The organism is Listeria sp. ILCC792 (genome assembly GCF_900186135.1).
In the GTDB taxonomy this organism is placed as follows: domain Bacteria; phylum Bacillota; class Bacilli; order Lactobacillales; family Listeriaceae; genus Listeria; species Listeria goaensis.
Genome location: NZ_FYBO01000003.1, coordinates 128109 through 140542 on the forward strand (window position 1 = coordinate 128109; position 12434 = coordinate 140542).

The 12434-nt window shown below is 40.4% G+C and carries 15 protein-coding genes; all 15 read right to left on the reverse strand.

Annotated features, from left to right (window positions below; genetic code table 11):
- Positions 1-14: 14 nt before the first annotated feature.
- The 15 genes from CFS60_RS05365 to CFS60_RS05430 all read right to left on the reverse strand — a co-directional run bounded on the left by CFS60_RS05365 (position 15) and on the right by CFS60_RS05430 (position 12434).
- On the reverse strand, positions 15-803 hold the full coding sequence (locus CFS60_RS05365) for a head maturation protease, ClpP-related (protein ID WP_088838941.1): 789 nt from the start codon (positions 801-803) through the stop codon (positions 15-17).
- Positions 800-1930, reverse strand: a complete 1131-nt coding sequence (locus tag CFS60_RS05370; RefSeq protein ID WP_088838942.1) for a phage portal protein — start codon at positions 1928-1930, stop codon at positions 800-802. The genes CFS60_RS05365 and CFS60_RS05370 overlap by 4 nt, the downstream gene beginning before the upstream one ends.
- Positions 1931-1943: 13 nt before the next feature.
- Entirely contained in the window at positions 1944-3587 is a 1644-nt protein-coding gene (locus CFS60_RS05375) for a terminase TerL endonuclease subunit (protein WP_088838943.1), read from the reverse strand.
- Positions 3584-3883, reverse strand: a complete 300-nt coding sequence (locus CFS60_RS05380) for a P27 family phage terminase small subunit (protein ID WP_088838983.1) — start codon at positions 3881-3883, stop codon at positions 3584-3586. Before CFS60_RS05380 ends, CFS60_RS05375 begins: the two co-directional genes overlap by 4 nt.
- A gap of 107 nt (positions 3884-3990) precedes the next feature.
- Entirely contained in the window at positions 3991-4281 is a 291-nt protein-coding gene (locus tag CFS60_RS05385; RefSeq protein WP_088838944.1) for an HNH endonuclease, read from the reverse strand.
- Between the two features lie 231 nt (positions 4282-4512).
- Complete coding sequence (locus tag CFS60_RS05390; protein ID WP_220387232.1) at positions 4513-5091, reverse strand: hypothetical protein; 579 nt, start codon at positions 5089-5091, stop codon at positions 4513-4515.
- A 224-nt stretch (positions 5092-5315) separates the two neighbouring features.
- The gene (locus CFS60_RS05395; RefSeq protein WP_088838945.1) at positions 5316-5813 is read right to left on the reverse strand and encodes a hypothetical protein; all 498 of its coding nucleotides are present in this window, start codon (positions 5811-5813) and stop codon (positions 5316-5318) included.
- Positions 5814-6041: a hypothetical protein gene (locus CFS60_RS05400; RefSeq protein WP_088838946.1), complete on the reverse strand. Its 228-nt coding sequence runs from the start codon at positions 6039-6041 to the stop codon at positions 5814-5816.
- Complete coding sequence (locus CFS60_RS05405; RefSeq protein ID WP_255387551.1) at positions 6041-6469, reverse strand: RusA family crossover junction endodeoxyribonuclease; 429 nt, start codon at positions 6467-6469, stop codon at positions 6041-6043. The genes CFS60_RS05400 and CFS60_RS05405 overlap by 1 nt, the downstream gene beginning before the upstream one ends.
- 436 nt (positions 6470-6905) lie before the next feature.
- Positions 6906-8495, reverse strand: a complete 1590-nt coding sequence (locus CFS60_RS05410) for an AAA family ATPase (RefSeq protein ID WP_255387552.1) — start codon at positions 8493-8495, stop codon at positions 6906-6908.
- Between the two features lie 45 nt (positions 8496-8540).
- Entirely contained in the window at positions 8541-9137 is a 597-nt protein-coding gene (locus CFS60_RS14040) for a PriCT-2 domain-containing protein (protein WP_255387553.1), read from the reverse strand.
- Between the two features lie 21 nt (positions 9138-9158).
- Positions 9159-10736: a DEAD/DEAH box helicase gene (locus CFS60_RS05415; protein ID WP_088838947.1), complete on the reverse strand. Its 1578-nt coding sequence runs from the start codon at positions 10734-10736 to the stop codon at positions 9159-9161.
- A gap of 13 nt (positions 10737-10749) precedes the next feature.
- A complete protein-coding gene (locus CFS60_RS05420) occupies positions 10750-11487 on the reverse strand; it encodes a hypothetical protein (protein WP_088838948.1) in 738 nt (245 codons plus the stop codon).
- Positions 11488-11493: 6 nt separating this feature from the next.
- Positions 11494-11925: a replication terminator protein gene (locus tag CFS60_RS05425; RefSeq protein WP_088838949.1), complete on the reverse strand. Its 432-nt coding sequence runs from the start codon at positions 11923-11925 to the stop codon at positions 11494-11496.
- A gap of 14 nt (positions 11926-11939) precedes the next feature.
- Positions 11940-12434 (reverse strand): DUF669 domain-containing protein, encoded by a 495-nt coding sequence (locus CFS60_RS05430; protein WP_179946600.1) that lies wholly within the window; start codon positions 12432-12434, stop codon positions 11940-11942.

A 12434-nucleotide genomic window follows, 5' to 3' on the forward strand; every position in this document is an offset into this window, starting at 1 on the left:
CCTATTTTTGCGGATTAAAAAAGAAACCTCTCAAACCCTGTGTTTCGCGGTTCTTCTGGTTCCTCTTCCGTTTTTTTATTAAGTTCTTGTGCTTCTTGGCTAAGGCTTGCTTTTAGCTCATTAACAGCCTCGTTGACAATTTTCTTTACGTCTTCGGCTTGGATCGTTGCATTTAGTGCTGGAGTTTCGATGTTAGATATGCGTAAATTTCGTACTTTATCAAGTGCAGACTGTGGTAACATGCCGCCTAAATCTGCCACTAAGCGTGGGGCTTCCGTGTTCTCTTGGAACATGATTTCATCAGCTAAACCCATTTCTACAGCCTGTTGAGCATTTACGTAAGTTTCTTTACCCATCAGCGCTAGAAGCTCGTCTAAACTCTTACCTGTTTTCAGTTGATACGCGTTTGCCACGGATACATTAGCGTTCTTAGCCACGTTTGAGGCGTCTTGTAAGTCGCGATGGTCGCCCCCTGTGTACAGTTGTACATTATGAATCATCATTTGCGCGGTTGGAGAGATTAAAACCCTATCGCCCGCCATGGCAATAATAGAAGCGGCGCTTGCTGCCATACCGACCACTTTCACTGTTACAGAGCCGCTATAATCTTTTAAGGCTGTGTAAATCTCACTCCCGGCGAAAAGGTCACCGCCGTTCGAGTTGATATGGATCTCCACCTCGTCTGTTGCATTTTTCAGTGCGTCCGTAACGTCCTTCCCACATGTTGCCGGTATTTCGAACCAGTTATATATCCACTTATCCTCGTTCGCTACAATAGCGCCTCTTACTTCAATTTTCGTCATTCGTTCTCACCTCCTTCTTCTAACTGATAATTTTTAGTTGGGGTATATCGGTCAAGTTTAGGGTCGTCCGCCCTTTCCCAACCGTACATATCTCGCACCTCATTTCCGTTAAACGAGCCTGACGCAATAAGCTTCTCTGCTGCTTCCGCACTTTCGAGCGGCGATTTCTGATTAATGATTTTTACGTGCTGCCCAGCTGAAAACTCACTAGGAGTGAATATTTTCGCGTTTAGCTCGTCTTGGATTTTACGCATAAAATGCCGCTTGCAGTATTGGTCGAACGCTTTCATACTGTTGTCTAAATCCGCCATTTCCCCATGGATTAAAGAAGGCGGAATCCCTAGCATTTTAGCAACATCATCAATCATGGATTTTTTGAGTTTCGTTAGCTCGTCTATCGACTGTGCGTTCGTGGCTCGCGTGGCGCCTAGTTCGATATATTCAAAGTCTTGGGTTTCAGGGACGAGGGCCACCGAGTTATTTTGAAAAGACGCGTACATCTTGTCAAGATAGGCTTGTAAAGCTGCTTGTTTTTTTGGATCAAAAGCCCCTCCGTTTTTCCCAATTTTGACAATCCCGCGTAGTTGATAGTTCCGAAGCTGTGCGCTAATCATGCGCCCAAAAATTTCGCCGTAGTCATCAAAAAGACCTTCGATAAACGTTGATAACTTCGAATTCGCATACTCCAAGTAAAAAACTTTGTTCATCAGGAAGGACCTTTTAAATTCGTAGTCTTTTACGGTGACGTGTGTGAATATGTCTTCAAACAAGGCGTACTCTTTACGCTCGAAAGAATCCGCGATGAGCAAATCGTCCGTATCCGATAAGACGATCAAACATTCCCCGTCGTGAACTAATTTATAAATTGCTTTTTCCCAAAATGTGCTTGCTGATTCATCTGAGTTTGGTCTTACGTTTAATTTATAATGCCAGTCGTTCTTTAAAATTTTGGTTCCGTCCCGAATCTGAAAATCAGATTGCGCGATAGAACGGGCTAAAAACTGGATGCAGGTGTCCAAGGCAATTCTTTTTAAATATGCCTTTTGGGAAGTGTCAACTAAGTATTCATAGTCATACATCCATTCCAGCTCTTGGTTTCGCTTAAAAATGCTATCAAATATTCCCAAATATTTTCACCTCCTAAAATTTAAGTCCGTTTAAGAACTCAAGCGCTTCCCCGTAATCCATGTTTTCAATTTCATCTGCTCTCCATAGAGCGTGTACAAAAGCTTGGAATCCGTCCGTTTTACGTCTATGCTCGTCTTTTTTTAAATACTCTTTGTTGCCGTCCGGTTTTATTTTGACCGCTACGTTATTGGTGTACCATCTCATCAAAGGGTTATCGTCAAAAACGACGTGGTGATTCGCGAAAGCACTTTCGATGCGAGGTGCTAGCAGGCTATGAGCAGCTCGGGGGTTCTTTATAATCTCAAGTTCGAAACCTTCCTCCTCAAATAACGGGCGCATTAAATCCATGCGGAAGTTATCCCCAATCACTTTTTGAATGCCGTACTCTTTTCTCATTTCGACAAACCATTTGACGACATGCCTTGGGTCAATGCTGGGTTCGTCTACGACCGTTAATAATCCTTGTTTCTCCCACTCTTTTATTGGGGGTTTAAGGTTTGCGATGTCCAAATATGCTTTTCTTGCAAAAGAGTGCGTTTTCCAAATATAATCTTCGCCTACCCGAAAAAGCAACCCTACCGCCGCGAAATCTTTAATGGATGCATAGTCGAATCCTCCGACGCACGACTTGTGTTTTAGATATGGCATTTTTCTATTCGTCGCTAGTATTTCTTCCCACGGCGCTATGACTTTTTCCAAATCTACCTCTGGTAAATTCATTCGCTTCGTCATAAACGCCGAGCGTCCGGATGGATTATTCTTTAAAGCGTCAAATTGCTTTTTGACCTTATTAAATAAACGTTTAGAACGAGGGCTTAGCGGTTTTTCAAAAGCTGGGTTAGCCTTCTCCCAATTTTTTACGTCATTCACTTCTTCGGCGCTATCCAACTTACAGATGAAAGGGAAGATGTGATCGTCTAGATTTTCTCCGCTTAGTACTGCCTTGCATCGTTCTTCTAATTTGTCGTAAAACCCACCCCGTACAAAACCGTTTGTTCCTATGAAAAATTCTCGGGGGTTAGGCACTTTCCCCAGCCCCCCTGAGAAAACGTCAATTACTTGTCTGTCTTCGTACTCATGTATTTCATCATAAATGACACAGCCCTCGCGCCCCCCGTCTTTGGTTTTAGCATTTGAGGTCTGGAATTTAAATACACTATTAGTAACTTTTCCAACAATTTTTGCTTTCCAAGCTTCAAAATTGCCTTCGAGTTTTACGTTTCCGTCTATAACGTTAAAAACCTCATTAAAGCTAACTTTCGCTTGCTCTTCCGAGTTCGCTACAATAGAGACGTCATAATTCTTTATCCCGTGTAAGGGGCTTATAAAGAAATTTGACAACGTACTTATGAAACCGTTCTTTCCCCCGCCTCGGCCTAGCGTAATGTGAAATTCTTCGTAAAAAAGTTCACCATCTTTTTTGTAGTATAAGAAGATAAAAGGTGCGATGAATTTTTCCCAACTGTCCAGAGGGAAATACCACTTTTCGCTAAAGCTAATGTAATTGTTTATCTTCTGTTCATCGAAATAAATATCGTCCCGAGTCAGAACGTAGGTTTTTATATAATTGATTAGCTCAATACGTTCTTTATTTAATAAGATCCTGCCTTCTTCGTACAGCCTAATATAGTTTTCCACATATGAATTTGAAATCATAGGAGGTCACTACCGTCGTTAGGCGAATCCACATTTTTAAAGTCAAACGATTTCTCAATCGAAAGAAGGGAGGTGTTAATCCTGTTCTTTTCTTGAATAGCTGGGTTGGTTTTAGCGAATTCCTGTGGCCCGTTCTTTGTGATAATAACGGCCCCTAATTCTTCTATGCTTTTGTCTAGCTCATAATAAATACGAATCAAATTGACGTACCGTTTTACTTTTTCTAATTCTTGTTGACTTGTTGTGTCGATTTTCGACAACAGTTCTTTTTCCAATTTTTTCAAGTTGTACCTCATTCTTGCTCCTCCCCCCTTCATGAGAATTTTAAATATTTCTGCGCAAAAGACCCCACACCGTTCCCAGCGCCAAATTATTTTTGCTGAACCTTTGGCCCGGGGGTGTGCTACCATTTTTCATCGTTCCATTTATTTTCTTTTTTTACGAATCGATTATGTTTTTTGTTATGGCACATTACGCATTTTGTTTCTAAGTTAGACGGCTCTAGCGCTAGATCTGGGTAGTCTTCTAGCTCTAATAGATGATCAACGTCTAGCCGTTCGCCCGTTGTAACCTTCCCTTTTCTTTTGCACTCTTGGCACTCGTAGTTGTCTCGTTTTAAAATAACTTCTCTCGTCTGTCGCCATGCTTTCGATTTATAAAAAGACAATCGTTCTTCTTGAGATAGCTTAGTCATACCTTATTATCGTCTTGCGCGCCGATGCACACGTTGAAGGCCGGCGCTAAATCGCACGCGGTTCCAGTTAGTTTCTTGAGTACTTCCCTTAGTTTTTTAGTCTCCATGTTACCTCTCCTTAATCCGATATGGCGTGGACTCGTTTGTCTTGCGCACCGATGAATGTCTTTGTATTCTCGTCAAAAACTCCGTTGTTTAAAAATACGGTCATTTCTTTCTTTCGCGGATAAACTAGACTATCGAATGCAACTGTTTTATTTTGAATTGATAATCAACTAAATAAAACGAAAAGCCTACAGGCACAGACTTACTAAGTATCCCCTTTTCTTTTAGATTGTCTATAAGATTTGGATAGTGTGAATGGATGTATTTATCATGCGCTATATGTTCCGCGAAACCCCAATCGAATTGAACTCCTCTTCTACTATCCTCATAAATAACCCCAGCGTGCTCCTCACGATAAATAAAAAGCGGATAGGATACTGCGCTTCTGAATATAACGAAGGGGACGTTCTCATTGATGTAGAACTGCTCTATTTTAGTTGACAGGCTAAAAGGAGGATTATCAATTACAGCCGCATCATCATAGCTGTTTACCTGTTGCCACATTTCAGTGTCGCCGTTAAAAGCGATAACATTGCCGTGATACTGTTCGGCCGCTTCATGCAGTGGTGTGCCCGCTTTGGTAAATGGCATAATAATTGTTTTATGTTTTAAAATGCCGCTCGGCGCGACTACTTTTTGGAAAAACTTTTCTGCTGCCTCTTGTGTTGTATAATACTCATCGTCTCTGTACTTTTTAGAAAGCAACTGTCTCATCTCCTAACCTGTATTAAAAAGCCCCACGCTAGCACAGGACTTTCTTAATTTATATTGCCCTTCCGTGGGACATTTCTTCGAGAGGTGTTGGAGGTTCTATTTGTATACAGCCAGCCATGAGTAGTATTTTGGAGTGGCTGGCTGTTATTACATTTATCTTACACTATCATATTAACATGGAAATATTGGACTTTTGCGACAGCTTTGCGACAACTTTACCAATCATCAAGCGCCGCCTTGATTCCAAACAAAAGCACGGAAAGCTCTGCTATAGCTCGTTTTGCATCTCTTTCGACCGTCCGAATGTCCACGTGCTCCTCTTTCGATAATTTATTTTTTGTTAGAGGAAATTCTGATAAATACAGTTTATCTATTGCACGGAAGCGTCGTTTACTTGACTCTTGTCCCGCCGAACTAATTTTTCTATATGCTTCTATGACACCCTCAAAATATCTTAGTAGTTTTAAGCTTTTCGCTTTATGCTCGATGAGGCTTTCTAATGTTAAAGCTTTTACATCAAATATAGTTGTAGTTTCTTCTAAGTCTTCGACTTCGGCGGGAATCCCCTCGCAATGTGCTTTTAAAAACCTGTATTTCTCAAGTAATAGTTTGGTATTGCGTAAACGCCAATCGCGCTCTTCTTTCTCTGTTCGTTTATCACGATTCGCGATAGCCTCCACAATTCTGTTCACGTCTTGATTACTTAACCCCATTCAACTACCCCCCTGACTAAATTTTAAATATAATTCTTCTTGATACTCGTATAGCATTTTCACTTGACGCATAACAAGCGGATGATTATCATATTTATCACATAATTTCCGTGCGGATTGCATTACCCAATCCCAGTATTCACGCGAAAACAGCGTGTGCTTTTCTAGTTGATAATTACTCTCCGTCATCCAAGCTGTGACATCTTGAAAAAAAGATTCATAATTCACTATATCGCCTCAATTCGTATAAAAATACCTGGTACATCTGCCCAATACTTTTCAGTGTGCAAGGAAGAAATCAAGTTATCATCTTTCCAAAATCCTAAGTCAGTCATGCAGTCTTGTAGTAATTTATTCGAGTTATCTAAATCCGGTTTTGTTGTTTTATATTCTCCATTCCGATGCTTATTATTGTGCCAGAAACACCACCACACCGTTAACCTCACAGCGCCTAAAAATGGTTCATCGGGTACATAAGGACTTAGAAAAGCCATAAACTTTTCACGCGCCTCCTTTAGCTCAGGCGGTTCATAAAAGGCTGGTACTGATTTTCCTTGTTTATTTTTAATAACCCGAACTTGTTTTTGCTGGTGTGTTGTCGTTGGAATATTCTTCATTGCTATAAAAAATTGGCTCATGTTTAAAATTCCTTTCATTCGCTTTACGCGCTCCATACATTTTTCGTTTTTTCTTTTTCACTTTGGATTTTGTTTTGCCCATATTTTGTTACTCCATTTCTAAATCGTCATGATCCTTTTTTATTTTTAGATTTTTCGCTTTAGTCACAGTCAGGGGAAAGGAGTTGTTGTGCGCTAGCATCCGCACAACTACTTTTACCCTGTGACGGTTCGGGACGGACAGACATTATATATATTTATATATATAGTTTGTCTGTCCCTCGGACAAACTTGTTTTTCACAATCTCACTTAACCTATTCGCGCTCTAAGGGACAGACAGGGACAAAAACATGTTTGTCTTGTAGTTTGTGAAATGCAAGGGACAGACACTAAAAACAGTGTCTTTGGGAAAATTTGACCACGGACAGGGACAGCTTTTTGTGTCTTTGTCTCTGAGAGACACGGACAAAGACATTATTTGTCTGTCCGTCCCTGTTGTTTTTTGCCGACTACTCCATCATCAAAAAAGAATTTCGGATGTTCTTTAATGTGCCTTCTGACTGTTTTTTCTGAGATTCCGAGATATTCAGCAAGCATTGACGGTGTAATTTCATCACCGACACCACACGCGCTATAAGCCGTTTCAAGGGCATCTAAGCGCTCCTGTTTACGTTCCTCTGCCGTTTTCTTTGGCGTATTCTTCTTCCATGATTGGAAGCCATCATCTAGCCTGATATCCTTTAGAATGCCTGTATGATCTAATTCATGACGCGGATAGTCGAACCACATATTTCGTGCGTCAAATTTGGGAAATTCTCGCAACGTTCCCTCTACACGCCATGCTGATTTATTTCTCACTTGTAAAAGAGCTTCTTTCGCTTGTTCGTCTACTAAAAGGCGTTGCGGCTGTTTTAAAGCGCGGCCGATATGCTCCTTCATCTGAACTTGACTACATAAGTCATCTTGAGATATTTCTGTGTCCAAATAATCCGGATTCAGTTGTTTTAAAGCCTTTTCATAGACTTGGCATAATAGATTGTTTTCTTGTTGTTTTTGCACCTCATCATTCAATTCTAATTCTACTAAATCAATCAAAGCATCCGGGTCACGAGCGAATACACCCGAGCCACTCGCACGGTCCATCGACTTCTTACCGCCCTGACTTCCTTTACTGTGATGATGGCAATAGATGACACTCGAACCTAATTCTGTACATACCTTATCAAATTGATTGGTGAAATGAGCCATTTGGTCCGCACTATTTTCATCGCCTGTTAACACTTTATAAATGGGGTCGATGATAACAGCGATATAATCTTTTTTTGCAGCTCTTCTTATAAGCTTCGGTGCGAGCTTATCCATTGGTACTGAATTGCCACGCAAATTCCAAATATCAATGTTATTAATACCTTTTGGTGCCCATTCTAGTGCGTTATAAACATCTTTAAATCGGTGTAAACAAGAAGCTCTATCTAGCTCTAAATTGACGTACAGTACTTTCCCTTGCGCACAGGACCAACCTAACCACTCCCGTCCCTCAGCAATGGCAATGGTCATTTCAATTAACGCAAAAGATTTACCAGCTTTGCTGGGCCCTGCCATTAACATTTTATGACCTTGCCGCAATACGCCATCTATCAAAACAGGGGCAAGTTGCGGTAAATTATCCCATGTATCTGTTAAACTTTCGGGATCTGGTAAATCATCGTTCACACTTTCAATCCACTCATGCCAAGCTTCCCATGTTGGCTGTCCAATATTTTGATCAATAATAAATTGTTTTTTACCATTTCGAATGACACCAGGCATTCGACTTAATCGGGAAGGGTTACGGTTCTGTGTATCAATCACAAGCCCATTTTTCTTACAAACATTATAGAGATAGTCTACTCGTTTTTTATACTCGTCTAAGTCTGCAGCATCTACTTTGACAATCGCATGTAATGATTTTTTCCCACTGTGGACCAATATTGCGATAGGTAATTCGAGTTCTCTTAAAATGGCATTTTGTTTGGCGAGTTCCATCTTGTCTGATTCTACAAGGGCATAGCGAAAGGATGTCACATTCTCATTTTTTACGCCTAGCCCGTCTAGTGGGTTAAATCGTATCTATGCCCCTGCTTCCTCTTTATAATCACCAAGAACAGCGCCAATATCTCCGTTACAGCGTTCTAATTCATCAATAAGTTGCCGCGCTGTCCGATCATAATTCCCTGCACTCGGCAAGTATTTTCCTTCTTCGTTCTGCCAAGAATCTGTTACATAGCCAACCTTCTCATTGGATTCGAATAATGTTTTGAAATACGTTGTGATTTCATGAACGGGATTCCAGACACTAGGCTCTTCAATTTCTCTTTTTTCAATCCAATTACGATCCACCACGATAAGCTCATCTTGAATCGTGTCGTTCCAATCGAGCTCATGGGAATGCACTTCATTAAAGTCTCCAAATGAAAAGCCTTGGTCCTTTGCAAGTTGGACAATGGTACCGCCCTTGACTGGTGAAGAGTTGCCTTGGAAACTTTCCCATTTTTTGAATACTTCCCCATTTTTATAGCGTGCATCTGATTTGCTCCAATCATCCCAGTCGCTAGCTGTATAGCCTTCTTCTTTGAGTGCCATGCCCACGTTGACCCATTCTGTATAATCCAACATAGAAGGATCGATATGCTTCAAAATTTCGATTAAGTCTATTTTGTTTTCCATGGTTTGCTCCTTTATTTCTTACTAACCTTTATACGTTTTTGGATTTATTCCATGAGGAGTGCGCCATCCATTTGCTGCAATTCGATCAATGAGTTTTTTGGCAGCATGAAATTGCCACGTGCCTACATGCTCAAATCCTCGTTGCTCAAGAAAACGAATTTGTTTTGGTGTAGTCAACCCTTCTTGTTTACGTTTGTCTAAACGGTCCAATAATTTGCTAGCCTTACCAGCGTTTTCAATTTCATCGGGTAGAATCCCTAATTTTTCAAGTGATTTTAATTGTTTCGGACTTGGTGAGTCCTCTTCCCAACCAAATGAAGGTTTATAATTCGTCAAATCTTCGGATTGAATAGACATTTCAAACTGTAAAGGGTCCACCAGTTTCTTTTTACGGCGTTTCATTTCAGCTAATTTTTTGGCGAGTGCTTCTTCACGTTGAGAAATAACATCTGTTTCAGCCTCTTGTTCGGCGACTTCTAAATCCACCATTCCGCCTGCTTCCTCAATGTTTTTTGTCATTTGTCTTGCTACATCATCACTTTCAGTAATTAAATGGGCAGGATGGCACAACTCATGGCGGTCCGTATGCCATAAAAAATCAAGTAATAATAATTCTGTTTTCCCTTCGAACAAGCGGGTTCCTCGACCTACCATCTGGCTATATAGCGAACGAACTTTTGTTGGTCTTAGCACAACGATGGTATCAACACTAGGACAATCCCAACCTTCTGTTAATAACATGGAGTTACATAACACGTTATATTTATTATTTTCAAAATTTTCCAGAATTTCTTTTCGTTCCTTACTCTCGCCATTTACTTCGGCAGCACGGAATCCATATTGATTTAGAATATCTCGAAACTTTTGACTTGTTTTGACAAGCGGCAAGAATACGACTGTTTTACGATTCAGACAATGTTGTTGCATTTCTCGTGCTATCGATTCTAAATAAGGGTCCAAAGCCGTCCCTAAATCTTTCGTTTTAAAATCGCCCGCTTGTTGCGCTACTTGAGATAAATCTAATTGGATAGGTAATGTTAAAGCTTTAATCGGGCTTAAATACTCTGACTTTATTGCTTTGGGTAGCGTATATTCATAAGCTAAAGATTCAAAATAACTCCCCAAATTCCGCATGTCCCCGCGGTCTGGTGTTGCGGTTACACCTAAAACGCAAGCGTCCTCAAAATAATTTAAAACGCGCTGATACCCTTCACTGATACAATGATGTGCCTCATCAATAATGATGGTATCAAAATGATCAGGTTTAAATTTTTTCAATCGCTTTTCTTGCTGTAAAGACTGAACAGAACCAACAACCACCCTATAGAAACTATTTAAAGACGATAATTCTGCTTTTTCTGTTGCACATTTAAGCCCCGTCACTTTATTTAATTTGTCGGCGGCTTGTTCCAGTAATTCGCCACGGTGGGCGAGAACAAGCACACGCTTGCCCTCTCTCACCTCAGCTTCAATCACACTACTAAAAACTACCGTCTTGCCAGTCCCTGTTGGAAGAACAAGAAGGGTCTTTTTATTGCCTTTTTGCCACTCTGTTCGTATTGCTTCGCGGGCTTCCTTTTGATAAGGTCTAAGTTTCATTTTAGCTCCCCCCTTACGCAATAAGAGTGATTTTTTTAGAATAAATCTCTTCCGATAATGCCTCTGCCAAGTAGTCTCGCACTCGGGCAATCGCTTCATTTCGCCAGAAACCGCCATCGGCTTCAAATAACGCACAACGAGGACCATCTTTCATACGGAAGATAAATAAACTTTCAGGCTGTTCAACTTCAATAAACGTTCGATAAGGGGCTAGTGTCACGGGATTAGGCACCTTCACATCAGCTTGCGATGCGACACCCTGTCGGATAGAGACGGCTTGGCTTGTGCCATCATCACTAGTTTGCTGAACATCTTCGCTAATGATATTGCCACTTACTTGTAAGAGTGTTGCACGGTCTTCATTAGCAACAAATTTTGATTGTAATAAAATATTAAAAGACTCTGCATCATAAAAACAATCATAAGCAACTTCTGGAACGATGGCATTAGCCGATAACAAGACTTCTCGTTCGCCATCTATTTCTAACAGCCCTTTCACCATGACATGCGTTTCACTTACCACGTGAACAATAAATTGACAATCAATTCTTTCTAAATTAGCTTTAATATAGTGAATCAAGCTACTTAATGTGTTCGTGTTCAATGTATTTTGGGCTACAATAGCCTTTGGAAGAATACGCTGTACCTCCCCTAGATTATCAATCACATAGTGCTGGCCATCAATAACTTGTATACGTTCAACAGGTTTAATCCCTTGATCAACTAAAAATTTTAACGCATCTTTTTCCATATCTTCTTAACCCCTTTTCTCTTGTAAATCAATAATTTGGTTTTGTTTTGCCATTTCTTTCTCCATAACATCGACTGGTTCTCCAACATCAGTTTTTACTTCTCCATTATCAACATCCATATATGTCTGTCCTGGTGAATTAGATTTTAATTCTCGTGCTTCAATTTTGCCAGTTGTCAAGTCTTTTCCTGTTAAGATTGTTGTTTCAACTGGATTTGATTTGGCCAGTTTCGAAACGACACTCGTTGTAGCTGTTACAACTTGTCTTTTTTCATCCGGTTTAAGCTCTACTGTGATAACCACAAAACGTTTGTCGGTTGCTTTGGTATTAGGGTCATGCACATTTTCAAATACTTTCGTTGCTTCTCGAGTGAATTTTTCTTGTAAAGCGCCGTTTTCCATTTCAGATAAGTTCAATTCAACAAAATTTTTATCCATCTTTTTTCACCTCCTTAAAATTGACCTGGTGTCATAGTGGGCGTTGAAGTTGCAGCGGCGGATGATTGATATCCTTCTGGTTCTAAAAAGTAATCGATGCGGTTAATTTGGCGCTCTTCCCCATTTTTATTCTTGTAGTCATGAACAATCACTTTTGCTTTTCCAGTTTTTCCAAATATATCATTCCAGTTCATGACAAGTGGCTCACCCTTCTTTTTAAGACCAATGCTGATGAAAAAAGCGGAGAGCAAACCTTCCACACTGGAATGTAAAAATAAATTATGACTGATGGTTGCATCGCCTTGTTCTCCACCATGAACTGTTATGTTCAAAATAGCTTTATTACATGCAGGTAATTTGGAATCTGCACGCGCGGGGGTGTACCGAGCTCGTTCAAAACTGTTTACCGTAAACATATACTCTCCTGCTTCGAGAAGGACAAAGTCCACTCCTTCTTTCTCAATCTTTGCATCCCAGCCAAGTTCATATTCCTGGTTATTTTCTACCAT